Annotated in this window: 24 protein-coding genes; 18 read left to right on the top strand and 6 right to left on the bottom strand. The window is 69.3% G+C overall.

What is annotated here, in order from left to right; translation table 11 throughout:
- Nucleotides 1-107 precede the first annotated feature (107 nt).
- The 5 genes from ACGFYY_RS32910 (at nt 108) to ACGFYY_RS32890 (ending at nt 5834) form a co-directional block, all read left to right on the top strand.
- Nucleotides 108-1250, top strand: a complete 1143-nt coding sequence (locus ACGFYY_RS32910; RefSeq protein ID WP_393715052.1) for a tyrosine-type recombinase/integrase — start codon at nt 108-110, stop codon at nt 1248-1250.
- Nucleotides 1247-3847: a tyrosine-type recombinase/integrase gene (locus ACGFYY_RS32905; RefSeq protein WP_393715050.1), complete on the top strand. Its 2601-nt coding sequence runs from the start codon at nt 1247-1249 to the stop codon at nt 3845-3847. Before ACGFYY_RS32910 ends, ACGFYY_RS32905 begins: the two co-directional genes overlap by 4 nt.
- Nucleotides 3844-4413, top strand: coding sequence for a DUF6262 family protein (locus tag ACGFYY_RS32900; protein WP_393715048.1), 570 nt, complete (start codon nt 3844-3846; stop codon nt 4411-4413). The genes ACGFYY_RS32905 and ACGFYY_RS32900 overlap by 4 nt, the downstream gene beginning before the upstream one ends.
- A 165-nt stretch (nt 4414-4578) precedes the next feature.
- Complete coding sequence (locus ACGFYY_RS32895; protein ID WP_365928617.1) at nt 4579-4962, top strand: VOC family protein; 384 nt, start codon at nt 4579-4581, stop codon at nt 4960-4962.
- Complete coding sequence (locus ACGFYY_RS32890) at nt 4959-5834, top strand: sigma-70 family RNA polymerase sigma factor (RefSeq protein WP_365928619.1); 876 nt, start codon at nt 4959-4961, stop codon at nt 5832-5834. Before ACGFYY_RS32895 ends, ACGFYY_RS32890 begins: the two co-directional genes overlap by 4 nt.
- Before the next feature lie 295 nt (nt 5835-6129).
- On the opposite strand, the gene ACGFYY_RS32885 is transcribed toward ACGFYY_RS32890, so the two are convergent.
- On the bottom strand, nt 6130-6504 hold the full coding sequence (locus tag ACGFYY_RS32885; RefSeq protein ID WP_393715045.1) for a hypothetical protein: 375 nt from the start codon (nt 6502-6504) through the stop codon (nt 6130-6132).
- 400 nt (nt 6505-6904) lie between these two features.
- Between ACGFYY_RS32885 and ACGFYY_RS32880 the strand changes: the two genes are divergently transcribed.
- Nucleotides 6905-7612 carry a hypothetical protein gene (locus ACGFYY_RS32880; protein ID WP_393715043.1) on the top strand — a complete coding sequence of 236 codons (708 nt, stop codon included), beginning with the start codon at nt 6905-6907 and terminating at the stop codon, nt 7610-7612.
- A gap of 66 nt (nt 7613-7678) precedes the next feature.
- On the opposite strand, the gene ACGFYY_RS32875 is transcribed toward ACGFYY_RS32880, so the two are convergent.
- Nucleotides 7679-8155 (bottom strand): hypothetical protein, encoded by a 477-nt coding sequence (locus tag ACGFYY_RS32875; protein ID WP_393715041.1) that lies wholly within the window; start codon nt 8153-8155, stop codon nt 7679-7681.
- A gap of 418 nt (nt 8156-8573) precedes the next feature.
- Nucleotides 8574-9383 carry a replication-relaxation family protein gene (locus ACGFYY_RS32870; protein ID WP_393715039.1) on the bottom strand — a complete coding sequence of 270 codons (810 nt, stop codon included), beginning with the start codon at nt 9381-9383 and terminating at the stop codon, nt 8574-8576.
- 130 nt (nt 9384-9513) lie between these two features.
- Between ACGFYY_RS32870 and ACGFYY_RS32865 the strand changes: the two genes are divergently transcribed.
- The 5 genes from ACGFYY_RS32865 to ACGFYY_RS32845 all read left to right on the top strand — a co-directional run bounded on the left by ACGFYY_RS32865 (nt 9514) and on the right by ACGFYY_RS32845 (nt 13489).
- Entirely contained in the window at nt 9514-9741 is a 228-nt protein-coding gene (locus ACGFYY_RS32865; RefSeq protein ID WP_393715037.1) for a hypothetical protein, read from the top strand.
- A gap of 309 nt (nt 9742-10050) precedes the next feature.
- Nucleotides 10051-10518 carry a hypothetical protein gene (locus tag ACGFYY_RS32860; RefSeq protein ID WP_393715035.1) on the top strand — a complete coding sequence of 156 codons (468 nt, stop codon included), beginning with the start codon at nt 10051-10053 and terminating at the stop codon, nt 10516-10518.
- Nucleotides 10519-10869: 351 nt separating this feature from the next.
- On the top strand, nt 10870-11178 hold the full coding sequence (locus ACGFYY_RS32855; RefSeq protein ID WP_393715034.1) for a hypothetical protein: 309 nt from the start codon (nt 10870-10872) through the stop codon (nt 11176-11178).
- Nucleotides 11179-11186: 8 nt separating this feature from the next.
- The gene (locus ACGFYY_RS32850) at nt 11187-11858 is read left to right on the top strand and encodes an RNA polymerase sigma factor (protein WP_393715033.1); all 672 of its coding nucleotides are present in this window, start codon (nt 11187-11189) and stop codon (nt 11856-11858) included.
- A gap of 5 nt (nt 11859-11863) precedes the next feature.
- Nucleotides 11864-13489 (top strand): IclR family transcriptional regulator C-terminal domain-containing protein, encoded by a 1626-nt coding sequence (locus ACGFYY_RS32845; RefSeq protein ID WP_393715032.1) that lies wholly within the window; start codon nt 11864-11866, stop codon nt 13487-13489.
- A 93-nt stretch (nt 13490-13582) separates the two neighbouring features.
- Here the strand turns inward: ACGFYY_RS32845 and ACGFYY_RS32840 are convergent, their stop codons facing one another.
- A complete protein-coding gene (locus ACGFYY_RS32840; RefSeq protein WP_393715030.1) occupies nt 13583-13786 on the bottom strand; it encodes a hypothetical protein in 204 nt (67 codons plus the stop codon).
- On the opposite strand from ACGFYY_RS32840, the gene ACGFYY_RS32835 reads away from it, so the two are divergent.
- On the top strand, nt 13785-13916 hold the full coding sequence (locus ACGFYY_RS32835) for a hypothetical protein (protein ID WP_393715028.1): 132 nt from the start codon (nt 13785-13787) through the stop codon (nt 13914-13916). The two genes, ACGFYY_RS32840 and ACGFYY_RS32835, sit on opposite strands and share 2 nt — an antisense overlap.
- Nucleotides 13917-13925: 9 nt before the next feature.
- Here ACGFYY_RS32835 and ACGFYY_RS32830 read toward each other — a convergent pair whose 3' ends face one another.
- Nucleotides 13926-14906 carry a PucR family transcriptional regulator gene (locus ACGFYY_RS32830; RefSeq protein WP_393715026.1) on the bottom strand — a complete coding sequence of 327 codons (981 nt, stop codon included), beginning with the start codon at nt 14904-14906 and terminating at the stop codon, nt 13926-13928.
- 653 nt (nt 14907-15559) lie between these two features.
- On the opposite strand from ACGFYY_RS32830, the gene ACGFYY_RS32825 reads away from it, so the two are divergent.
- The 6 genes from ACGFYY_RS32825 (at nt 15560) to ACGFYY_RS32800 (ending at nt 23740) form a co-directional block, all read left to right on the top strand.
- The gene (locus ACGFYY_RS32825; RefSeq protein ID WP_393715024.1) at nt 15560-15976 is read left to right on the top strand and encodes a hypothetical protein; all 417 of its coding nucleotides are present in this window, start codon (nt 15560-15562) and stop codon (nt 15974-15976) included.
- Between the two features lie 54 nt (nt 15977-16030).
- Nucleotides 16031-18229 carry a DUF6571 family protein gene (locus tag ACGFYY_RS32820; RefSeq protein WP_393715022.1) on the top strand — a complete coding sequence of 733 codons (2199 nt, stop codon included), beginning with the start codon at nt 16031-16033 and terminating at the stop codon, nt 18227-18229.
- A gap of 2 nt (nt 18230-18231) precedes the next feature.
- The gene (locus ACGFYY_RS32815; RefSeq protein ID WP_393715020.1) at nt 18232-18819 is read left to right on the top strand and encodes a hypothetical protein; all 588 of its coding nucleotides are present in this window, start codon (nt 18232-18234) and stop codon (nt 18817-18819) included.
- A 973-nt stretch (nt 18820-19792) separates the two neighbouring features.
- Nucleotides 19793-20941 carry a ParA family protein gene (locus ACGFYY_RS32810; protein WP_393715018.1) on the top strand — a complete coding sequence of 383 codons (1149 nt, stop codon included), beginning with the start codon at nt 19793-19795 and terminating at the stop codon, nt 20939-20941.
- Nucleotides 20938-21981, top strand: a complete 1044-nt coding sequence (locus tag ACGFYY_RS32805; protein ID WP_393715016.1) for a ParB/RepB/Spo0J family partition protein — start codon at nt 20938-20940, stop codon at nt 21979-21981. Before ACGFYY_RS32810 ends, ACGFYY_RS32805 begins: the two co-directional genes overlap by 4 nt.
- Nucleotides 21982-22195: 214 nt before the next feature.
- Nucleotides 22196-23740, top strand: a complete 1545-nt coding sequence (locus tag ACGFYY_RS32800) for a DUF2637 domain-containing protein (protein ID WP_393715014.1) — start codon at nt 22196-22198, stop codon at nt 23738-23740.
- A 1079-nt stretch (nt 23741-24819) separates the two neighbouring features.
- Here the strand turns inward: ACGFYY_RS32800 and ACGFYY_RS32795 are convergent.
- Nucleotides 24820-24975 carry a hypothetical protein gene (locus tag ACGFYY_RS32795; protein ID WP_393715012.1) on the bottom strand — a complete coding sequence of 52 codons (156 nt, stop codon included), beginning with the start codon at nt 24973-24975 and terminating at the stop codon, nt 24820-24822.
- Nucleotides 24976-25143: the final 168 nt, after the last annotated feature.

Here is a 25143-nt window from a genome sequence, read left to right as displayed (position 1 = left end):
CCTGGGCATTCTGGATCCGTTTACCGACCGGCTCCGGGATGTCCGTCACGTTTCGGCGGTCGGTGTGGAGAGTTGTGGCAAGGCAGATAGTGATAGGCGACCTCCGGGTGCAGGAGATCCGACGGGCCGGTGATCGACGGTCCTGGACGATCGTGTGGCCGGAGGGCACGGAGCATCGGGCGGCGGACGGCTTCCTTCGGAAGTACGAGGACTCGGGCACGCAGAGGACGTACGCGTACGTGCTGGTCGATCATCTGCGGTGGCTGGAGCGTGAGTGCCTGCCGCTGGAGACCGTGGCCTTGCGTGATCTTGAGCGGTACATGGGCATCGTCGGTGCCGAGGTCCTGATGCCTCTCGGAGAACCGTGGCGGCTGGGCAAGAAGCCGTACGGAAAGGATGCCCTGTCGGTGGCAGCAGCCTGCTTGAAGGGCTTCTACCTGCACCGGGCGTCGCTGGGCGTCAACGCCGCGCTCGGCATGGCCCTGAACGTGTCCCGGTTGCCGACGCGGGTCGACCGGGACCGGGCCTTGCTGGGGCACGTGATCCAGACGATGCCGGCGAACCCTCTGGCGCCGAAGCGGCCTCGGCGCCGGCACCCGAAGATGCTGCCCGAGGGCGCCCGGGAAGGGCTGATCAGCGCCGTGGCCGCGGCACGCGACCGGATGACGGTCGACTGGCTGAGCGACGGCGGCTTCCGCATCGGCGAGCTCTGCGGACTCCATCTCCCCGACCTGCACCTTCGTGAGGGTGCTGCTTGCGGAGAGTGCCGGGCACCGCATGTCCACATCTGCCACCGGATCGGGAACTCCAACCAGGCCGCCGCGAAGACCAAGTACCCCTGGTCGCTGGAGGACGGAGTGGTCACCGGCGGCCTGATCAAGCGCGTCAGCCCGCAGATGGTCCACTCCTACTTCGACTACATGACCAGCGAGTATCCGCGGGATCCGGCCCACGACATGCTCATGGTCCAGCTCCACGGGCCGCGGGCGGGACAGCCTTGGGCGACGGCCGGCGCCCGCCGGATGCTCGGCCGGGCTTCGGCCCGCGCCGGACTCGGGAAGATCAAACCCCACGCATTTCGCCACTCGTTCGCGACATCCGTGCTCGACGCTTCGGACGGCAACCTGGTCGTCGCCCGTGATGCCGGCGGCTGGGCATCGACGCAGGTCCTGGACGAGATTTACGCACACGTCGACCTCCACGATCCTCACTTCGTTGCCGCTCTGGACAAGGTCTGGGGGCTGTCATGAGCCGACCCGACCCCGTGCTGCCGCTCTTCCTCGACCATCCGGCCCGCGTCACCAGTGACCGGCTCGAACTACTGACGGCCCTGGTCAACGGTCCCCGATTCGCCCCGCTGTTCCGCGGTGAACTCCTCGTCGTCCCGCCTGACCACCCGGTCTATCGATGGCAGTGCCGGGTCGGCGACTGCGAGCGCCCGGCAGGCCAGCACAGCGTCGAGCTGTGTTTCCAGCACGACCGGGAATGGGCGAAAGTACGCAACACCGGCGGCAACCGGGCCGAGTTCCTGGCGGCCGCGACGCCGCTGAAGGCGGCCCGCTGGGTGGGCCAGGTTCCCTGCCTGATCTGCCCTGGCTGCCCGGCGACCAGCAAGGACCGTCAGCTCTGCCGCCGCCATGCGAGCCGGTGGCAGAACCGCAACCGCCCGGACAAGCCGCCGGTGGACTTCGCATCGTGGGTGCTGGAGCAGTCGCCGTTCGACGGCTACGGCTCCTGCCCGGTGGCCAGCTGCCGCGACCTGGCGACGAGTCCGCTGAAGCTCTGTCGCTGGCACGAGCTGTTCTACCGGCGCGAGGGCAACCCCGGAGGCGCCGCCCTGCCCGAGAAGTGGGCCCGCTACTACGAGGTCTACGGCAAACCGGTGCCCGTCACCTACGCGGACCGGCGGCATTTCGATCAGTGGTGCCGCACGGCCCGTTCGGAGACCCTGCACGGACAGGTGAACCTTCGCGGACTGCGGCCCCTGGTGAAGGCCGAGATCCAGTGGGGCCTGTACAGGCACACCGAGGGCGACCGGGCCCGCTGGCCGTTGCCCTGGGTCCAGGCCCTGGTCAACTTCTGCCGCGACCGGGACCTCGGCTCCGTGGTCGACATCGATCTCGACCAGTGCACGCACTTCACGCAGATGATCGCGCGGGAGACCCTCAACGAGCTCCGGCTGATCTACTTCACTCCGGAGACCGCTCGCGAGGCGGGCTTCATCGAGACCGACCACTTCGGGATCCGTTTCCCCGGCCGGATCAGCCACTACGACCTCACCGGCGTCTCCCAGCGCTGGCTCCGCGACGTCCTCTGGGATTACCTCGCCGCGATCCTGCGGTCGCCGAAGTGTCCGCGAACCGGTGCCACCTTCGACCATGCCCGCCGCGGCATCGTCTTCCTGAGCGCCTTCCTCGAAGCCGACGCCCGCGACGGCGGTCACGATCCCGCCCTCCTGCAGCCCGGAAACATGGACCGGTTCGTCGCCGACCTCAAGCATCGTGAACGCCACGGCCTGGAGGCCCTGGGGGTCCACCGCAGCGACGGGAAACCCTCCGTCGTCACGGAGAGCACCCGCGTCCTTGTCCTCGGCGCTGTCCGCAGAATCCTGCGGACGGTCCTGGAGTCCGGCGAGTGCGAGCGCATTGGCCTGGCCCGTGAGTTCATCGTCGCCGCCCCGGCGGGCGGTAACTACCGCAGCGTCGGCCGGCGCCCCTTCCCCGACCACGTCGCCCGGGCCCTGGCAGACGACGGCAACCTCCGGCAGCTCGATGAGGAGTTCGACACGCACGACGGGGGCCTGCGCGATATTTGGGAAACCCTGATCGCCACCGGCCGCCGGGCGAGCGAGGTCATCAAGCTGAAGCTGGAGTGCACCGCCCGGCACAACGGCCTGCCGATGCTCTGGCACGACCAGACGAAGGTCGGCAACTACGACCAGGCCATCCGCATCCCTGAGCGCGTCTTCCAGCGGCTCGCCGAGCGCCGCAGCAAAACCATCGCCCGGTTCACCCAGCGGCACGGCCGCCCGCCGACGGCGGCCGAGCGGGAGAACCTTGCCCTCTTCCCCACCCGTGTCCGCAACCCGCGCGGCACCAAGCCCATCTCCTACAGCCACTTCCAGACCCAGTTCCGGGCCTGGGTCGACCAACTCGACCTCGGCCACTACGTCTCTCACCAGGCCCGTCACACCCTGGCCACCAACCTCCTCAGGCACGGCGCCGGCCTGCACCACATCAAGCGCTACCTCGGCCAGGTCTCCCAGCGCATGGCCGAGCACTACGCGAAGGTCGCGTCCAGCGAGATCGAGGACGTGCTCCAGCACGTCTGGGTCACCGGCCCCGGCGCCCCTAACCCCGGAGCGCTCATCTCCGGCACCACCGAACCCATGTCACGGGCCCAAGCCCAGGCCCTGGCCATCGACCTCAGCCGCAGGAGCACCCCCGCCGAGGGCGGCCTGTGCACCTTCCAGCCCGTCGTCAACGGCGACGCCTGCCCCTGGAACCTCGACTGCCACAACTGCAAGGAGTTCGTCCTCTCCGGCGCTGACCTCCTCTACTGGCGCCGCAAACGCGAACAGTGGATGTCCATCGCTGAGCGGTCTCCCGACGACGCCACGGCCGACTACCTGCACAAAGTCTTCGAGCCGACCGGCCGGGCGATCGACGGACTGGAGAAGGCCCTCGCTGGCCTCGGTCTCCTGGACGACGCGCTCGCACTCGACCTGAGACGACCGCAGGACTACTTCCAACGGCTCTGGAGCACCGTCTTCAGGGCCTCCGACCTGGCCCAGACGAGCACCGACGACCAGGACGAGCACGACGACGCCGAAGGGATCCCGGCATGACCGCCCCCGCACCGAGGACATCGGCTGCCCACGCCGCCCGCCGCCAGGCGGGCCGGGCCACCCTGGAGCGTGTCCTCGCCGCCCTCCGCCAGCTCCAGAAGGAGAAGACCCCGGTCACCGTCGCCGCGGTCGCCCGGCGGGCCGACGCTTCACGGACCTTCATCTACTCCAACCCCGAGGCCCGCGACGCCGTCGCCGCAGCCATGACCACCGCTCGTCACGCCCGTGGCCAGGCCACCACCGCCGCGGCCAACGGCCGCGAGGCGTCCTGGCGCGAGCGGGCCCTGAACGCCGAGGACGGACTCAAGGCCGCGACCGCCGAGATCCTCGCCCAACGGACCCGCATCGGTGAACTCCTGGGCCAGATCCGCGACCTGGAAGCCGAGTGGACCCAGGAATCCATCCTGCGGATCACCACCGAGAACACCTCACTGAAGCAGCGGGTCCGCAAGCTCACCGAGGACAACCGGACCCTGGAAGAACGCCTTAAGGCAGCCCGCTCCAACAACCGCTTCCAGGACCGGCGGATCGCCGACCTCGAAGCCCAGCTCATCAAGTCCGTCTGACCGCCACGGCTCTCCGCATCTCGGCCGCCGGCGGCCGAGATGCCCTGCCAGGCCCGGTATCCGCTCGGACGGATCGGTCCTGTTACCTTCTCCCGCCGGCATTCGTCATAGGTGTGACGGCCAAGTACAAACGGTCGCCACACCAACGAGTGAATCGAGAACCGGATGCTGACCAACATCATGTACGTGACGATCTACGTCACCGATCAGGACCGCGCGCTGGAGTTCTACACCGAGGGACTCGGCCTGGAGAAGCGGCTCGACTTCCCGGGGCCCGACGGACGCTTCCTCGCCGTGGGCATGCCCGACAGCCCGGTGCAAATCATCCTGTGGTCGCATGCGCCGGCCGCGGGACAGCCGGGCGGCGCGGGCGCGCCCGGTCCGCTGATCCTCGAATCCGAGGACTTGCGAAAGGATTTCGAGATCATGCGCCGACGCGGCGTCCTCTTCGAAGAGTCCGAGCCCGTGGACTACCCGTTCGGGGTTCGCGTCGAGGCTGTGGACCCGGACGGTAACCGAGTCTCGCTCCGTCAGCAGCGAAAGCCGTGACCGCCCAGCCGTCCGGCCTCGTGACCGAGGCGTTCGAAGCCCAGCGCGACCGGCTGCGCGCCGTCGCGTTCCGCGTGCTGGGCTCGTACGCCGATGCCGAGGACGTGGTCCAGGAAGCCTGGATGCGCCTCGTCCGCCAGGACGAGGCGACCATTGACAACCTCGCAGGCTGGCTGACGACCGTGGTCGGCCGCATCAGCCTGGATCTCCTGAGATCCCGCCAAGCCCGCCCCGAAACTCCGTACGGGCAAGAGTTCGAGGACCTCGTGGTGGTGCCCGACGACCTCCCCGCGCCGGACGAGCAGGTGGCACTGGCCGATTCGGTCGGCCTCGCCCTGCTCGTCGTGCTCAACTCGCTCACCCCGAGCGAACGCCTGGCGTTCGTCCTGCACGACATGTTCGCCGTCCCGTTCCAAGAAATAGGCCAGATCCTGGGCAAATCCACCGACGCCACCAAGATGGTCGCCAGCCGTGCCCGCCGTAAGGTCCAAGCCACGGACCAGCCGGCGGGCCGCAGCCGCGAGCACCGAGCGGTCGTCCAGGCATTCGGCGCCGCCGCCCTCAGCGGCGACTTCGAAGCGCTCCTGCGTGTCCTCGACCCGAACGTGAAGCTGACCGTCGACACCCCCGATGGCGTGGTCGTCACCCTCGGCGCCACGAAGGTCGCCGGCGGCGCCCGCATGTTCTCCGGCGAGGTCGCCCGCCAACGGCACGTGCTGGTCAACGGCATCCCCGGCCACATGTCCTGGAGCCCCGACGGAAGCCCACTCTCCATCATCGCCTTCAACGTCATCGAAGGCCGGATCACCGGCATCCACATCGTCGTCGACCCGGCCAAGCTCGCCTCGATCGATCTGCCCACCCCGGACTGAGTGGGTCTCGTCAGGGGCTGCCCGTGTATGTGCAAGTCATCCCGGACCGACCGAGCATGACGAGCAGGCGGCTCGGATTCGGGTCGATCCTCGGCGGAGCCAGCTCACGTCGTCGAGGTCATCGGATGGTCGGCCGACCCGCCACTGGCCACGCAGATCCTTCAATCGAGGCCCACGGGGCGTAGAGGCTCTCGCACAACTTCTGCACCAACTGCGGCGAAGAGCAGCACTGGGGAAATCCGGGATCGGCATCAGCCCGCCTTACCAACATCATCGCGGACATGTAATCTACGTATCAGCGCAGGTCAGAGTAACTGCTCAGCTCCCCGCAGTCGGCAAACGCGACGTACAGGGCGTGCTCCTGGCCCGCCGTGCGGTCCAGACGGAACCAGGAAGGCATCTCGGCGACGAAGGCGTCCGCGCTCGGCCAGGCCGGCGGGACATGGATTTCACGGACGGTGTCGATCAGGTCGGGGAACCGGCCCTCGCGGCGAGCCTGGGCCAGCTGCGCGGACAGCCGCCGGTACATCGGCGGCGTGTGCGGCAGCACGCCCTCGGCCGCGAGCCGGTACATCACCTGTCGCAACGTGACCTTGAGCGGCGCGTACCCGTCCACGATCTCCCGTGCTCGTTCCACGACGATGGCCCACCGGATCCGTTCACGAGCCATACCGGTACACGTACCCCTCCGCGCCGCCGCCGGCCCCCGGGATACGGATAGACCTCTCCCCTCGGCTATCGCGAGGTAAGAGGTGTCGTTTTCCAAAGAGGGCTTGCCCACGGGCTCTGACCTGCACGAATGGAAGATCACCAGATTCGGGGGGTCCCACTCACGGTCACACCTGCGGTCCCCCGCCTAGTGCACCCGTGCAGACACCTCTCCAGCCCCCTTCCGGTGCAACCCTCCTGCGGTCGGGATGCGCCCGTCGGCCCTCCCGGCCGGGGAGGCTTGCCCAGGTGCGCTGAACGGGTGGAGGCCGGGCCTGTGGCGTGCCTGGGCGGCCGGGCAGCGGTTGTGGGTTCAGCGGACCGATCCGGCCCGTGCACGGATCACGTCTGCGAGGCAGAGCATGGGACGACACAAGCTGCACAAGCCGCGCGCGCCGCGCGGTGAGGGCGGGCGGCCGACGGAGTGGTTCGGCACCGCGTTCCACTCCGTCCGCGGGATGCAGCACCTGGACGTCCGCCGGTCCGGCAACGGCATCCTGATCACCTCCTCCCCCGCCGAGATCGACGGGGCCCCGGCCTCGTGGCAGCTGCGCCTGCGCAACGACGACGGCGGCCAGGGCCTGAACGAGATGGGCGCGGCCATGAAGGCCGGGCGCGGGCACGTCTACAGCGTGAGCGAGGAGCCCGGCGCCAAGACCGTCCTGGCGTTCCTCCCGAACCACCCCGCCGAAGGCGTCGGCACCCTGGCCCGGGTCCGTTCCGGCGAAGGCCCGGACGGTGACGTGGTCTTCGAGCGGTCCGCGGAGCGGCCGATGGGGCTGTGGGCCGAGGCCGGGGAGAACCTCCTGCGGATTGTCCCGCAGCTCGGCCCGGACGCGCCGGCCGGAGACGGAGTCGACGACTGCCTGCCGTGCCCCGGCTGCTACCGGCCCGTCTACGAGAGCTCTTCCTCGCACACCCTCATCGGGGCCACCCCGTTCCCCCTGGCCGGGCTGTGCAGGCTGTGCGCCGACGGCAGCACTCTCCGCTCGCTGCGCCAGGCCGACGGCGTCCCCGTCGACCCGGAGCAGCTCGTCGTCCTGGAGACCGTGGCCGCCGCGATGGCGTAACCACGTCCCTGGGCAAGCCTCTTCGCGGAGGGCTTGCCCAGGGTCGCCTCCGGCTTGCCCAGGCGCTCAGGCTTGCCCGGCCGCCCACAGCGGGCGGGCACGGCCGGTGCCGTCGCAGTGGAAGCACCGGCCGCCCCCGGGCGTGCTGCGGGTCCCGATGGTGCCGACGGCCTGGCGCAGGAGCTGGGTGAGGCCGTGGACGTGGGCCGGGTGCAGCGTGAGTTCGTCACGAGTGCCCATCACGATTTCCAGCGTCTCCCCGGAAAGCGCACGCCGCTCGTCCGTTTCCAGGGCAGCAGGGATCAGATTCGCCACCAGGTTGTAAAGGTCGGCCATGGTCTCGCCGCCGGCCAGCTCCACCCGAACTCTCCAGAGGAGTTCCGACCGTGTGAGAGACAGCAGCACCTCCGGCGTCAGATGGGGAAGGAAGCGGTCGGGCGGCTCAGGGTGGGAAGCGTGAAGGCGGGTGAGGGCGTGCCACATGTCGTCGGGGCCGTGGCGCTGGAGTCCGTCCATGTCCCCTTGCAGCGTGTTTCGTGTCATGGCTCCGGTCTACGGCCAGCGAGGAAGCGTCGGCCGGCTCCGGGCCTCCGCGTTCCAGACGGTGGCGCCACAACCTCGGGAGCCGTCCCGCCACGTGATCCGGACGCTGGGCAAGCCCTCCGAGCCGAGGGCTTGCCCAGCAGCGGCCGTGACCGATCGGCAAGCCGACTGTGACCGATCCGCCTCCCGCGATCGGTCAACCAGCACGTCAGCGCCGTGACCGGTCCATGCAACTCCCGGCCGAGACGGTGACCGGTCATCGGTCACCCGTCATCGGTCAGCCAGCCCCTCACCGGGACGACCGGGGTGGCCGTGACCGATGCCGCCTGCCCGAAGTACCTCCGGCCGGGGTGGGCAAGCCGGTCATCTGGACGGCTTGCCCAGGCTCCCCTTGGGCTTGCCCAGCGCCGGCCACCGGTCAGCGGCCGACCGCTTCGGGGTAGCGGGCGCGGCGCTCGTGCGGGTCGTCGACGCCGATCTCGTACCAGGGCTCGCCGCGCTGGAGCCGGGGCAGGGTGTTGACCCACACCGCGATGGTGATGCCCTGCACGGCGGCCGTGAGCGCCTGGCGGCGGTTGTCGAGGAGATGCTCGGCCTTGCCCGCCAGGACGACGTGCAGCCGCGGGAAGGTCTTCGAGCGGGTGTAGCGGTGGCGCTGCCAGAACGGGTACGTCCCCCCGATCGTGCCGCGGGCCCCCTCCCAGACGCGGTGCCCGGCGTACCGCTCGTAGTCCCAGACCCCCTTCGCGAGGCGGGCCTGAGACATGGTGCCGTTGTCGAGCTCGAAGAAGCGGACCTCGCTGGTCTTCGTGGGCACGGCGAGGACGGCGTCGGTGTTGAAGGACAAGCCGGTCTGCTTGATGGCGTGGTTGACCTCCACCTGCCAGTCGGTCAGGTACTCCCGGCGACCGCGCAGGACCGCGTCGGTGTAGGCGAGGATCGTGTCGGTCACCGCGAGACCGTGCGGGCCGAGCCCGGCTTTGACCGCCTTCGCTCCGGTGCCGGCCTTCGGTCGGGGTGGCAGCTCGTTGCCGTCGGCCAGAGCCTTCTGCCCCGCCGGGGTCAGGTTCCAGATCCGGTGCTTGCCGTCCTTGCCGTTCGTCTCCGCCAGCCCGAGCTCCGTCAGTTCCACCATGGCCCTGCGCACGTACGACCGGCCGTCCGACTCCTCCGCCGTGATCACCTGCGCCATCTGCCGAACCGTGGCTATCCGTACGCACCCCAGCATCCTCAGAGCATCGGCCCGTACCTTCGCTGCCGTGGGAGTGGACTTCTTCCCCTTCGCTGCTGTCTCAGGGTTAGGGAGAGAGGTGTCAGCGTGCCGAGCGGCCCCCTGACGGGCGGTGTGAGCTGCGGTGATGGGCACGACGTTGGAATCGTTCACGGCACTGGATACGGCAGTGGCTTCCGGGCCGTCTGCGGGGCTCTCAGGACCCCTTGACCAGGTCGGGCGCGGCTCCGGCTCCGGCTCGGGCTGCCGGGCGCTGCTGGCGTACATCATGATCGGGCTCCTCGCGGGTGGCGCGGGACTCCGGGCAGAGTTCCGCATTCACCTGTTACAGGTGGCGCTGAAGCCGATGGTGTGACGCTCGTTATCGAGCCGTGATCATGTGGTGGGTGCGGCGCAGAGCTCGGAGACGATCGTGAACGAGGTCTGTCAGCGGCCTTTCCCCGGCCGTCGCTCAGTGTGCCGGGAAGGAGACTTCTCCCCTCGCGGGATGGGCGGTTTGTCGCACCTGGCGGACCCTGTCAAGGGGAAACGCGCGGCCGTTGGAACCTGGACAAGGGGGGTGGGTGGTCACCCTCGGTGCGCGGACTCTGTCCACAGGGCGGCTCCCCGAGGCTCAGAACCAGGCCGTCGCGATCCGCGCGGCGGCCGTACGTGAGGAGCCGTCATGCCCGAGACCACCGCCCTGCCGCTCGCCCCGATGACCCCGCACACCGCAATCAGCGCGTTCGGCTACCTCCGGGCCGTCCAGGCCGGTGACGTCGAAGCAGCCCGGGAGTTCGCCGGCGCCGAGCCTCGGATGGCCGAGCTGCTCGTCGACGTCGTCGAGCGGATCGTCGTCCCCGTCACCGCCCTGCCCGGCCCGGAAGAAGGCGAGCCGTCCACGGAGATGTTCGCCCTGGAGGCCCTCGGGCGAGTCCTGGTGACCTCCCTGCGAATGTGGGCGCAGACCGGTCCGGATACGGCGGAGGGCATCGCCCGCTCCGTCGCCGAGTTCGTCCAGCAGTTCCTCACCGACGACCACGAGGACGTCGCCGAGGTCCTGCGCCAGCTGGAGGCGGTGGCAGTGGGCCAGGCCCTCGCCGCCCACCCCTCACCGGACGATGCCCACCTGGTGCGACTCTCCATCGTTTAGTTCGCGGCGGGGACGGCGGTGGTGCGCACCGCGCCCATCGGGTGGCCTCCACCCGATGGGCCCACCGCACCGCACCGCACCGTACCGCACCGCACCGCACCGCACCGGGGCCATGATGCGCACCACCGTGCACCGCACCAGGTGCGCTTCCGCGTGGGCGCGGCCCTATCACACACCCCCTTGACCACCGCGTCCCGTGCTGCTGTCGACGCGCGGTGGCCGCGGACGGGCGCCTGTCACTCGAATGGGTGATTCGGGAGGTGCTGAAGGGAGAAGGGGGGAGGGTCGGCTGTCTGGGTTGCGTGGGCGCGATCCGTGCCCGTACCGACCGCAGATGGAGAACGACTTCAGATGCCCTTCGACTGGACCGGGGTCCCCCCGGCTGTGGGCGCGGCGGCTGCCCTGGCGGCCGCCCTGATGAAGCTGTGGCGTGACCGCAGGTCCCGCACGGCAGTACCGGAACCCCCTCAAGAAGACGCGACCGCCGCGGTCCCGGCGGCAGCCGACCGGGGGCCGGTCATGGTGCACGTCCAGGTGTCCGGACCCTCCCGGGTGCGCGTGACGGTCGCCGAACCCCGGGGGCTGATCCAGGTCGACACGGCGGTGGACCCCGATGCCGACCGATCGTGGCCCTCACCGAGGGAGCGCGCGCCGTGGTAGCAGGTGAGATGCCCAAGACACCACCGCGCTCACGCGCGGACAAGCCGTTGGCGGCGGTGGAGCCCGGCGCGGCCGGGGAGGAAGGAAGCCGCGGCAGCGGGTGGGCCGACTCCGAGCAGGCCCAACAGCTGTTCGCGGATGCACTGGAGTTCCTGGAGAAGGAGCCGGCGGTGCTGCGCGGGAAGACCAGCGGAAAGCTGTCGTGGGCGGCGTGCGAGGACGTCGTGGGTCTGGCGGTGTCCAACGTGATCACGCGGGCGGCCGAAGGGCTGCTGGGTGACGTGGTGAACCTGACGGCGTATCTGCGCAGGTCGGCGTGGAACCTGGCGCTCAGCCAGCTGAACGCGCAGGCCCGTCAGGAACTGGTCGGGGACAGGGTGGAGTCGTCCGCCACATCGCTCGCCCCGTCACCCGAGCAGGTGGCGGTCGGGGACCTGGACCCGATGCGGGACCTGCTGTTGGGGGCGATCGAGGCGATGCCGTCGTCGGTGCGCCGGCAGGTGGTGCGGCTGCAGATCGCAGGCCTGACCGACATCGAGATCGCCGCCTCCCTCGGCATACGCGCCCGACGACTCCACCAGGAGCGTCACAACGCGGTTGTGGAGCTGCGGCACGCGCTGCAGGCGTTCATCCGTGATGCGCACCGGAAATCATCAGGACGCAGGAAGAGGGACAGGTGACGGTGGTGACCCGTTTGATCGACGACAGCCGCGGCCTTCCGGCGTCGGCCGGGCTGGTGGAGCTGCTGGCGAAGCTGGCCGGGCCGGAGGATTTCTGGGACCGGCCGCAAGGGGACTTCGGTCCGCTGAGCGGCTTGTACGGGCTGGACCGGGACGGGTGGGAGCGGGCGAACTCGCTGTACCTGCTCGGCTCGAAGGCCCTGCGCCGCGGTGAGCTGACCGTGGCGGCGGACTGGCTCGGCGAGTCCGCTGCCGCCGGTCACCCGGGAGCGATGTTCCGCATGGCCGCGCTCACACTGCGCGCGGGCGCTGACTGGACGGACGAGGCCCGGTTCCTGGTGGCCGAGGCCGCCCGGCACGGCCACGGTGACGCCGCGCGCCTCCTGGCCGCCCTCGCCCGCCGCCTCCCCGACGAGGAGCCCGGACAGCCCGAGGACGAGGAGTACTTCGACGAGGTCCGCGAAGGGCTCGGCGTGCCCGAGCACCTGCTGCACCCCGAAACCGACGGCCCCCCCACCACAGCCGGCACGGTGAGCGGCGAGCAGCCGCAACTGCACCTCGTGCCCGCCCCCCAGGTCCCCGAATACGGACCCGCCCCCCAGCCGGCGACGGCCGGCGGACGGCGGCCGCACCTGGCCGCGCTGCCCCCCGCCGAAGGCGGGCTTCGTCTGGCGCTGCCCGATCTGCGGCCCGACGCGACCGCGGCCGCGGTGCACCTGCTGCGGCAGGCCGCCGCCGAGGCGGACACCGACGACGGCAGGGAGACGGCGGAGCCCTGGTCGGTGAACGCGTTGCGCCCCGCCGTCCTCAACGACATGGCCCGCCACCGCAACACCCCCGCCCGTGTGCCCCAGAAGTGGCAGACCACCCAGCGCGCCCGCGACCTGCTCCACGTGATCAGCACGGCCGGCGGCATCGACAGCCGCGCCCTGGCCCACAAAGCCAGGATGTCGCTGAACACCACCGTGCGACTGCTGGACTGGCTCCTGGAACAACGGCTCGTCGAGAGCGTCGGCGGCGCCTACTTCACCGGCCCGATCCTCGACCTCGTCACCAAGGCGGACCCCCACCGGCGGATGCTCAACATCGCCCTCGAACAACTCCGCGACGACCTCGGCGCCGCCGTCTACATCAGCACCTACACCCACGGCGAGATCGAGGTGAACGGCTGCGCGCACAGCGCCTCCGCCCCACCCGTCCACGAGTGGGCCCCGTTCGCCGAGACCGCCCATGCCAGCGCCGTCGGCAAGAGCCTCCTCGCACAACTCGACTTCGACTCCCGCATGGACCACCTCACCCGCTACCCCTCAGTGCAACTGACCGAACGCACCATCACCAGCCCCCGCGCCCTGCTCGACGTCCTCGACGAGCCCGGCCCCCACGCCGCCCAGTTCGACCTCCTCGAATACTCCGAGAAAGAAGTCTGCGTCGCGTTCTCCCTCGGACTACCCGGCCGGGCCTCCAGCATCGCCATCTCCCTGCCCGCCCACGACCACACCCGCCTCATCACCGCCGCCCAAGGCCTCAGCCGACGCGCCACCGGCCTCCTCCTCGCCCACCTCCTCACCGACGACAACCCAGACACCCACACCAACCACAGACAAGAACAACAACGCCGCGCCCTCCCCTGACCAGCCGCTCCCAAGTCACCACACGTGAGGCATACACGGGGCCGCCCCACCCGGTGTCAGCCGAGGCTTTCGTCATGCGCGGATGGGCCTTGGCTATGTTCGAGAGCAGGTGGATGCCGCCGACGTAGCTCCTGCTGGACGGTCACGTCGTCCAGCTCTGGTGTACGCAACGACGACCACGGTGCGCAGGGCGGTGACGAAGTACAGGACGCGGACGGCTTCGAGTTCGTCGGCGTACGGGCGCAGCTGGGGGCCGGTGGTGTCGCCGGGGATGGGTTCGCCGATGTCGGGGGTCATGGCCATCCTGATCGCCGTCCTCAGCGGAGCCCCCGGCGCCGCCCTTCTGATCAGCCTCGGCGAAGTGGCCCACTGGCTGCGCTGCCGCATCCAAGAGCACTGGGCGGCCCGCAGGAACCGCACGCTCTGAGGGACGGGCTCACCCCTCGGTGTCAGGCCAGTCGAGCAGGCGGGCGCCGATCACCGCGGTCTGGAGGGTGTAGCGGTTGACCGGGTCGGCCGGGTCGGCGCCGGTCAGGCTGTGAATCCGCTCCAGCCGGTAGGTCAGCGCCCGTACGCTCAGCGACAGCCTGCGCGCGGCCTCGGTAGCCACGCAGCCGCTGTCGAAGTACGCGGTGAGGGTGTCGATGAAGAGCCGGGCGCCCCCGCGCCCCTTACGGAGCGGGCCCAGCACGCTTTCCACCAGGTCGGCCATCGCCTGCCGGTCCCGCGTCAGGACCGGGTAGACCAGCAGGTCCGCGGCGTGCAGCACCGGCCCGTCCAGGCCCATCCGCTCGGCCAGGTCGAGGGCGTTGAGAGCCTCCTCGTAGGAGTGCACCACGCCGCCGGCGCCGGGATGGGAGCGGCCTATGGCCACTTTGCCTCCATCGGTGGCGGCGTACGCCTGCTTGGCGAAGAACGCCAGAACGTCCGGCTGGTCTCCTGGGGCCACACAGATCAGCCGCCCGTCCTTGGTGGTGAGCAGGATCTGTCGGCCCGCAAACCGGGTCAGCACCGCCGACTCGATGCCGCGGGCCACCGGGTAGCCGTCTCCGTACGGCTCAGGTCCGCTCGCCACGGCCACCGCGTGGGCCTGAGAGAGGCGCAGCCCGAAGCGTTCGGCACGCTCCGCCAGCCTCCCGAGATCGCTGCGCCCGTAGAGGAGGTCGTCGATGAACTCGCGACGCGCGGCCTCCTCCTGGCGCACGGCCTGCTGCTGGGCGCGCTCGTAGCCTTCGACGAAGGCGTCCACTGCCTGTTCGGTCACGGCAAGAAGCGAACCTGCCTGCTGGATCGGCACCCGGGTGAGGACCTCCTGGGACACTGCCAGGTGCTCGCGGATCATCACACGCAGAGCGAGGCCGAGTTCCGCTGCCCGTTCCCCCTCGGCGCGGCGTGCCTCCAGCTCGGAGCGCGTCATCCGGCGCCCAGTGGTACAGGCGTCGCGCAGGCACTCGACATACCCTGTCAGCTGGTCTTGCGGCGCTTCCCGCTCCGTCACGCGCTCCCCCGTTCTCCTCGCGTCGGCGAACCCCTTGACGCGCAATCAGGTTGCCATACGCCGCAAAGGGTCCTTCACCGGCAGCCAATGGTGGGTGAAGACTGCCGGTCGACGGCAATGCGCTGCCACGAAGCGGCGAAGAAGATCAAGGGATGCCTTGTGTCGGGGAGAGCTGCGCTATCAGCGGTTTCGAGCAGCCGCCCACCGCCTCCATGACCGTCGGCACGCATGCGGCAACAGCAAGCAGCGGGCATACCGGAGCGGGCCGGGCAGCACAGCGCCAGGCCGGCCGCGGTCAGCACACAAGACAGCGGGAAGGACCGGAGAGCTCGGGCCGCGCCGGGTACCGCGGGTCATGGCATGCACTCCCATTGTGAGGGGACAGGTCGCGAGTCGGCGTCGCGGGCCGCGCTTGCACACAAGGAAGGCCGCACAGATGATCGATCATCTGTAGCCGTTCGACACCCAGAGGTGGGCGGCGTGGCGGACGTGGCAGGTTTACGACGAGTAACACGGGGGTGCTGACGGTGTCGTTCGAGGAAGAGTGGGCCGCGGACAAGGCGGCCGTAACCATGAGATTGAACCAGGCCGGCAGTTCGGGCGGTTCGGCGCCGACGCCGGGCTCGGCCGACTATGTGGTCGAGGACGACGATCTCGGCGAGATCGGCCATGCCGCCAACGGGCTCTTCAACGGCCTGGAGCCCGCGGGCAAGCACGCGAGCGCGGCGAGCGAGAGCGCCGGAAGCAGCCTGAAGGGTGACGGCTTCGACACCGGTGCCGCGCTCTCGGAGGTGAACAAGACCTGGGAGACGCAGGTGAAGACCCTGCTCCAGGCATGCGCGCACATCTCCAACCACCTCGACTACACCAAGAAGTCCAGCAAGGCCAATGACGAGTGGATCGGAGCGCAGCTGCGCATCGTCGGACCCGTTGCGCCGGGCCGCGAGGGTTCCGTGTCCGCATCCCAGATCGACAAGTTCTTCCGGTAAGGAGCCACAGCCATTCCTACCTTCGAGCAGCTCCTGAACGCCAAGCTCGGTCCGATGGGCACCGCAGTCACGCAGTGGACAGAGACAATCGCCAAGCTGGCGCAGCTCAAGACCGATGCGTCGGCCATGAAGTCCAAGGCCGACAAGTCCACCTGGCGGGGTGAGAACGCCTCCGTGACAAAGGTGTTCGTCGCGAAGACGGCCAAGGAGTTCGGTGATGCCGTCACCGAGGCGGAATCCGTGCGTGACCTTCTCCAGGACGCCCACACTCTGTTCAAGACCGCCCATGACGACCTCAAGGCCACGTACGAGAACCCTCCGCCGGGCATCACCATCTACCCGAACGGCGTGCTCAGCCATCGCGTCCACCCCGACCGCCGGTCTAAGGACAGCACCGAGCCTGTCGCGACCGAGGCACAGTTCGAGGCGCTGCGCGGCAAGATCGAAGGGATCCTGCAGCGGGCGAACGAGGCCGATGAGCTGTGTGCCTGGGGTCTGCGCGCGCTGATCAAGAACCACCCCAACGACTTCGGCAGCACCGACCTCGGCGGCGTCGCCGACGCGAAGAAGATGCGCGCGGAGGAGAAGCAGCAGGCCGAGAACGGCCGCGAGGCCGCCAAGCTGTACGCCCGCTGGGAGCACCTCGACGACAAGGAGCGCGAGCGGCTGCTGCAGCTCGCCGAGGGCGGCAAGGACTCGCCCGCCTTCGCCGAGCAGCTGATGACGAACCTCAGCTACCGGGGCCGCGACCAGCAGGAGGCCGTGCTGCTGCTCGCCGGCAGCCTGGAGACGGGCGGCCGCGACGGCCAGCTCTCCGGTACTGACGCCCGCCTCTACAAGGCCCTCTCCGGCTCCCTCGCCACCGCCACCGGCCCCGACTCCTCGATCGGCTCACCCGGCGGCGTCACCTCGGCCTGGACCGACAAGCTCATCACGACGGCCCGCGACGGCAACGGCCTGCCCCGCCAACACCCGGGGCAACTCGGGGGCGGCGCGGCCGGCCTCAAGGACCTTACGGACCTGATGGCCGCCGACGCCGGCGACAAGGCGTACGACCCGAACGACAAGAACGCGTCCCCGTACGACAAGGACAAGGGCGACCCGATCTACAGCGAGGCGTTCCTGCACGAGGTCGGCGACACCATCCGCGAGTGGGAGACGGACAACGACGACGCCTACGACGGCGTCATGAAGAACTGGCAGGGCACGCAGGAGGACCCGATGAAGGGTCTGATGAACGCCATGAGCCGCAACCCCTCCGCCTCCACGCACTACTTCGACCCGAACACCACGGACAACCTCAAGTACTTCCTGGAGGACCGCAAGTGGCCGGGCGGCGAGGTCGAGTTCAAAATGCCCGAGGAGACGCAGCGCACCTCGGCCCGCACCGAGTTCGGCGCCGCCCTGGAGGCCGCGGCCACCGGCCGTGAACCGGGCAGCCCGCTGCACGGCGTCCCCGCCCACCACGACGGCGCGCAGGCCGCGATCTTCGAGCGGATCGCCAAGGAGTACACCGGCGAGCAGACCTACGGGACCCAAAGCTCCGTGCCCCTGGCCATGCGCACGAGCATGGGCAACATGATCGGGGACTACGCCTCGGACGTGCACCAGATCCTCGGCAAGAACATGGACGGGCCGACCGACTTCAACAACCTCACGATCGAGCGGGGCGACCTCACCCGTCTCATGCGCGGCGTCGCCGAGGACCCCAAGGCCTTCGGTGTCATGCACCACTCGCAGAGCGTGGTGATCGCCGAGGGACTGAACGGCTTCCCGCCGGACTCCTACCGCAAGGAGGATCCCGAGATGCGCGCCTGGGTCAAGCAGTCGGCGTCGGTTCTCGGCCACCTCGACGGCGTGCGCGGCGACGTCATCTACGACCTCGGCCAGGCGGAGAAGGACACCAACGCCTGGAACCAGAGGATGAACTACCACGCCATCGGCGCACCCCTGACGGCCATCCCCATCGTCGGCGACGCGCTCCAGCGCACGGTCGACGCCGGCACGGCCGGGTACATGAACGAGCTCAACGCCAAGGTCGACGAGGAAACTCGTAAGAACATGGTCAACCACTTCGAGAACGGCGAGAACCAGATGAACGCCATGATGCGGAAGATGGCGACCGAGAAGGGCCTCACGAACGAGGAGCTGGACGCGAGCCCGGGCGAGTACGAGGACGGTCTCCAGACGACTGCCGAGAACTGGTACCAGCAGGGCATCGAGGACGCCCAGAAGAAGATGGGACAGCCGTAGACATGGACAGGAAGTGGCTGCCGCTGACCATCGCGCTCGGCGCCGCCGGGGTGGCCGTCGTGACGGCGAGCTTCTGGCCCGGCGACGAGAAGCCGCCGCTACCGCAGACGCTGTGTCATGGGGCGCTCAGCCGGCAGACGGCGGAACTGATCGACGACGGCAAGGGGGGCGAGGTCAGCACGGAGGAGTGGGAGAGAAAGGGCAAGAGCACCGATCACGCGGTGTCCAAGGGGTGCCAGGTGCTGCGCGCCAACACAGGCAGCGACTACCCCCGAGGGGTCTACACCCTGATCATCGAAGACAACCGGAACGACCCTCACTACACGCCCAAGAACTCCGTCCCCCTCGGCCCCGGCTTCACCGGCTGGGCGCTTCCCGACAAGGCCGAGGCCAACCTGCCCGCCGGCTGTGCCGCCCGCATGGGCTCGACGGCGCCGAACATCACGGTGGCGCTCACGGCGCCCTCGAAAAAAGGGGAAGAGGAGGGGAAGGACCTCGTCGACCGGGACGCCCCCGAGATCCGCAACAATGCGGCCGTGGTGCGGGAAGCCGCCACCAAGCTCGCCAAGAAGTACGGCTGCGCCAGCTGACCATCATCTGACAGTGATCATGGTCGACGCGGCTCCAAGGGGTCTCGGTGGAGCAGTCCGCTTTGGAGTGTGGCGTTAGTGGAGCCCACCGCGAGGGTGGAGGCCACTGAGTTTGTCGGCCTGGAGGCGGTCTCGGGCGACTTGTTGTGCTCGATGGGCCTGCCCAGCACCGTCGCCCGCCGCGCCTTCGCCGGATCGTCGCCCGCCTCCAGGCGCTCACGCTCGATCCGGTCGGCGCCCGGGTGCCGTCGTGAACGCGGACAGGGACGCACACCTCGGTCTCCGTGTTCGGGCAGTGCAAGGCGACTCTGAAGCGAGGCGGGTATGCCTCGCCTGCCACCGTCACCAGCGGATCCGAGTGCCAGACCTCCTCACCGTCGTATATCGCCGGCTCGGCACCGAAAACGGACCACGGCCGGGAGTCCACGAGTTGCCGTCTGGATCTCCGGACGAGTCTCCATGGACCAACGCTGCCGACGGCTGGCAGCGTTTATGTCACGTCCCCGGATACCGCGGGACTGCCAACCGGTTTCGCCCGTCAGGGCTTCGCGCGTCCAGGAGCGCCAGTGACTACGCCCCCAACAACGCCCATCACGAGCACGAGCCACCCGCTTCGCTGGACGGCAAGCGAGGCTGTTGCACTTCTGATTGATTGCCAGCTCCTGGTCGCTGCAGGCGCCACTGCCGCATTTGGGGTCTGGGAGCAGCACTGCACTCATGGCCCTGACTGCAGGCTTGATTGCGCTCGCCGGGATCTCGGTCACGGTCTGGCTCCACTTCCGCAAGGAGCGGTTCGGGGCGAGTTGACGCCCCCTTCGTCCCCATGGAGCCGTCCACGTTCACCCTCACCCTGCTCCTCGCCAGTCATCATGTCGTTGCTGATGCAGGCTGCTTGCGCCTGCATCGACACCAAGTTGGGCGAACCTGACTTTTGTCACCCTCCATCCGCACCGCTCACTGGTAAGTTGCCTCCATGACCGCAGGAATCAGCGACTCCGAAAACGAAAAACTAAACGTCAACCTCACTGCGGAGCTGCGCATGCGTCTGCGCAGCGTCTCCGCCCAGCGTGGTCTGAACATCTCCGAAGCGACGAGCCAGGCGCTCGGCCTCTGGTACCGGACGCCGGAGGCGCCGGCCATAGAGGTCAAGGACGCGAAGTCGTGGGGCACGTGGCTTCCCACCGGCGGTGTGGCTCGGTTCTACACCGAGTGCGAGCAGCGTGAGCTGACCAAGGTGCAGGGAATCGCTCAGGCGTTGTCGTTGTGGATCAGCAGCGACCAGCCAGCTCCGGCGGCACCGCGCCCGCGTGTGCTTCGGCGCCTCCTTGTCGCTCTCCAGAAGGGCGGCGTGGGGAAGACGTTCCTGGCCGGCGGTCTGGCGCAGGCTCTCGCCGAGCTCGGGCTTCGCGTGCTCCTGGTCGACTACGACCCGCAGGGTCACCTGACGCGCCGGCTGGGTGAGCAGCCCATCGCCATGGACAGCGGCGGCAGCCTGCTTGAGCACATGCTGGGGAAGGCGACCCGTCACATCCGCCGCTCCATCGTGGTCCTGCCGCAGGAGCGCTTCGGAGAGCGGCTGCACCTGCTGCCCTCCTGCAACGACGCGTTCCTGTTCGACGCCGTGATGAGCACGATGCGCGCCGGTCGCGAGGAGGCACTGGCTCGCGCACTGGAGCCCGTCGAGAAGGACTACGACATCGTCATCCTCGACGGCCCTCCGAGCCTGGGTCTCGCGATGGACATCGCCATGCACTACGTCCAGCGCCGGGAAGGCGAACTCGCCGAGCGCTCTGGTGTGCTGATGCCGGTGTGGGCCGACCTGCCGAGCTTCGAGGCGTACGACCTTTTCACCAGCCAGCGCCAGCAGCTGGAGAAGCTCGCCCGGATCCAGGTGGACGAGGTCGGTTTCGTCATCAACGCGTACGACAGCCGCCGCGGCGCCTCCGTTCAGATAAGGCGTGAGGAATGGGAGGAACGCAGCGCGCCCGGCGTCCTCGCGGTCTTCCCTGATCTCAAGGAACAGCGAGACGCACAGGACCACCGCACGCCCTTGCTCGAATGGGAGCCTGGCTGCTCCCTCTCCAACGGGCTGCGGACCCTGGCGAAGGAGCTGGCCGCATGAGCAAGAAGGACTCCGTGCCCCGCTACACGAGCGCGGCCGAGACCTCCGGCCCCTCGCGTAACGACATCCTTGCGCACTACGGCATCAGCGGCCCGGCCGACGAGGATCCGGCTGAGCGTGAGATGCGGGAGTGGGAGGAGCAGCAGCAGCGCCGCCTCTCAGGCCCGGCATTGCCGTCCGAACTCGCGCTAGAGCTCATCAGTGCCAATCCCGAGAACCCTCGTGAATCTCTCGGGGATCTTGAAGGCTTGGTCGAGAGTTTGAGGGAGGTCGGCCAGGTAACGGCGATCACCGTGGCCACAATCGACGCCTACCTGGATGGGCGGCCGGATCGCCAGGCCGAGCTGGAACCCGGGGCGCGGTACGTCGTCGTCGACGGCCACCGACGGCTGGCGGCTGCCCGGGAAGCCGGGTTCTCGACGCTCAGGGTCACTGTCAACGACGCCTTCGCCGCAACCGACGAGACGCTCCTCGAAGCGGCGTTCGTCGCGAATGCCCAACGGGAGGACCTCACCGAGATCGAGGAGGCTCACGCGCTGCAGCGCCTGGTCGAGCACTACGGTTCGCAGCACAAGGTGGCGGCCAGGCTCGGTCTGACACAGCCGTATATCTCTCAGCGGCTCTCGCTCCTTGTTCTGGCTCCTGACCTGCAGGCCGATCTGGTCGCAGGCAAGCGCAAGCTCGAACATGTGCGAGGGCTGGCCAAGCTGAGCCATGAGGAGCAGCGGGTAAAGGCCGACGCCCGGAGTGTGTCGGTTCCGAAAGCCAGGAAGGCACGCCGCACTCCCACCCCGGCTCAGCAGCCGAAAGCGGCAGCTTCCTCCGGGGGCGATAACGCCGTTATCACTCCGGTCGAGGTCCTGACGGAGCGGCCGGAGGAGGCAGCCGCCGATAACGCCGTTATCACCCAGCCAAGCGCCACCCCGCCCCCGGCTGTCGTCAACTGGTCCACGCCTCAGACGATCGCAGACTCCCTGCTCGGCCGGCTCTCCCCCAGCGAGCTCGCCCAGGTCGTCGAGCTCCTCATGCCTCATCTCTGACCGACCAGGTGGCCGTTCTGCCCGGTAGAACGAGCCGACCACCGCGGGCCTGACGGCGGTCCATCGCGCTGTAGAGCGCGTGGGCCGCCCGCACCCGCCGCACCGACACGAGCGGCACGAACCCCAGCCTTCTCCTGGCCGTGCTCGCACTCACCCCCGCCGATGGCCCCGATCCGAGGGTCGCGGGAGCCAGCCTATGGAGGGACGCCAGCACGTGGCTCAGCTAGAGCTGACACGGACGCACCGGATACTCATCGGTGTCGTGATCACCGGTGCTGTGATCATCGCGGGGATCGGGTTCGCCGGCTCGTACTCCGCGGTCCGCGCACTCGCGCTGCAGAAAGGGTTCGGCAGCTTCTCGCTGGTGTTCCCGATCGGTATCGACGCGGGCATCTGTGTGTTGCTCGCGCTGGACCTGCTGCTGACGTGGCTCCGGATCCCCTTCCCGCTGCTGCGGCAGACGGCGTGGCTGCTGACGGCGGCCACGATCGCGTTCAACGGCGCGGCCTCCTGGCCGGACCCGCTGGGCGTGGGCATGCACGCGGTGATCCCGATCCTGTTCGTGGTGACCGTGGAGGCGGCCCGGCACGCGGTGGGCCGGATCGCCGACATCACCGCCGACCGGCACATGGAGGGCGTGCGCATCACGCGCTGGATCCTTTCCCCGGTGCCGACGTTCAAGCTCTGGCGGCGCATAAAGCTGTGGGAGCTGCGTTCGTACGAGCAGGCCGTGGGGATGGAGCAGCACCGCCTGATCTACCAGGCACGGCTGCGGGCCCGGTACGGCCGGGCCTGGCGCCGCAAGGCTCCCGTGGCGGCCTTGATGCCGCTGCGGCTGGCGCGGATCGGCGTCCCGCTGGCGCAGACCGCGCCGGGCGGGCTGGCGGCGGCCGGTATCGACCCGGTGCTGTGGCCTTCGCTGCCGCAGCCGGGCGAGGCGCAGCCCGTGGCCCCGCCCGTCGTACAGGCTGCGAGTGCCGCTCCCGCACTGGCAGTCGGTCCCGTAGCGCAGGCAGCGAGGTCGGCTGGGCCGAGTGTCGGCGACGAGGTGGACCTGGTCGCGGCGGGGCGGCTGTTCATCGAGCGGAACGGTGCCGTCCCGGGGGCCGAGGAGTTGGCCGCGTTCCTGGCGCGGGACTTCGGAGTAACCGATCCGGGGACTGGTCAGCTGGTGGCCGACGACATCCTGGAGCCAGTCCTGGCCGAGCTCGCGCAGGCCCGCAAGGAGGCTGATTCGGCACCCATGGAGCATGAACCGGCGGCGGACAGGAATCGGGCGGCAGCCGGCTCCCGGATGACGGAGGCTATGGCTCCCGCTGACGCGGGTCCACGCCTATTCCTCGAGCAGCCCGCCGCGCAACTGGCCGCGGCGCCAGCGTCGGCTTCCGCTGACCGGCAGCCGGCTCCCCTGTCGACTGCCGCGGCCGACATGACCTCTGCCCGGCGGGCCATGCCCGCGCCGGCCACAGCGGAGTCGTTGGAGCCAGGGCTCCTCGGCCCCGGAACGGCTACCGCAGCACTGCCCGAGCAGCAGACCGCCGAGCTGGAGCTGGACCCGGTGCAGCAAGAGATTGTGACGGCAGCCCAGTGGTTGGCCGAGGCTGAGGACACCGGAGGCAAGCTCTCCGGCGCCGAGGTCGGACGTCGGCTGGGCGTCTCCCCACGCACTGGTCAGCGCCGCCTGGACAAGGCCGCCGAGTACCTGGCGGAGCAGCGCCGGCAGCAAGGGCGCGCGCACCTTCGGTCGGTCAGGACCTGACCGGCTCAAGGAACAGTTCGTCTTATGGCTATGGCCGATGCCGCGCGCTGGCTCGTGGCCGATCGGCGCTGAGCGCGGTCGATGGCCGATCAACTCCTCGTCGGCCATCGGCCATGCCGGACGCGTCTGGATCGGCCACGCCCAGCCCGTCGCGCTGCGATGGTCGATAACGGCGTTATCAGCAGCCACCCGCTCCGATCGGCGACACCCGACGCCCGTGCCGATCGAGCCGTCTCCCGATAACGGCGCTATTGGGAGTGGCCAGCTGGCGGGTCGGGCTGGCCGAGCACGTCCCCGCTGTGGCCTCAGGTGGCCGATGGCCGGCACCAGGAATCGGCCCTGGCCGATGGGAGCAGCGTGTGGCTGGTGACCGATCGCGCCGTCATCGGCCACCGGCCATGGCCGATCGGCCAGCCTAGTCGTGGCCGATCCCGCCGAGCATCGGCCGCATCCGTACTGGTGACGGGCTTGTGGCCGATCGATCGAGGCCGATGGCCGACGCATCGGCATCGGGGTCGCGTGGCCGACCGGGCGCTGCAAAGCGTCTTCCCACTGTCTGCCGGAGGGCTGTGGTGCGTCCCGGAGGCAGAAATGTGAGAAGGCTTGCACTCCCTGCGATCGCGGGGAGTGCAAGCCTCGGTGTGGGTACTGCTGGTGCGGTCAGATGGTGGCCGCCAGGAGTGCGACGGCATCGTTCTCGTACGGGCCGCTGTAGCTCTCGTGGTCGCTGACGTCGAAGGGCATGGTCGTCGCGGTGCGCGTGAACCCGGGGGGTGGCGGTGGCCGCCTTGCCTTCCATTTCGGTGTTGAGTCGGTCGGCGTCGCGGCAAGCAAGCCAGATCTGGGCAGGGCCCGAGGCGCAGCAGCGTGTAGCCGGGCTCGTCGTGGTGGTGGGCTTCGACGTGGACGCCGTAGTGGGCGGGGGCCATGCCAACGTCGTCGGGGAGGGTCAGGTTCGCGGCGTGGCTGTGCGGGGGCCGACGGGCGTCTTGAGGACGCGCGGCAGGTGGACGTCGACTAAGAAGCCGCCGCTGTACCTGGGCCTTTAGGCTCGCCCGCCGTATGCCACCAACGGCCCGTCAGCCTCGACGGCGGTTGTGCTCGCTGCGGGCCGACCGTCGGCGGCGCCAGGACGTCCACGCCACACCGAACAGGGCCACGGCGCCGCCGGCGATGATGTCGGACGGCAGATTTGCCAGCAGGCCGTCAAGAATGAGGCCGAGCGACTGGTTCATGGCGGGTGCTCCTAGAACGACGAGTGGTTGAGTGTCGGAGACGCCAAGGTGCACCCGGCCTCAGCCTGGTCGGACGGTCCGAGACCAGGTCCGTACGTTTCCGAATGCAGGCCCCCGAATCCGGACGAGATGGCATGCTGCTGGACGGTGCTGGACGGTTCTGGACGC

The organism is Streptomyces sp. NPDC048331 (assembly GCF_043201215.1).
Taxonomy (GTDB): domain Bacteria; phylum Actinomycetota; class Actinomycetes; order Streptomycetales; family Streptomycetaceae; genus Streptomyces.
This window is presented reverse-complemented; position numbering and strand designations above follow the sequence as displayed.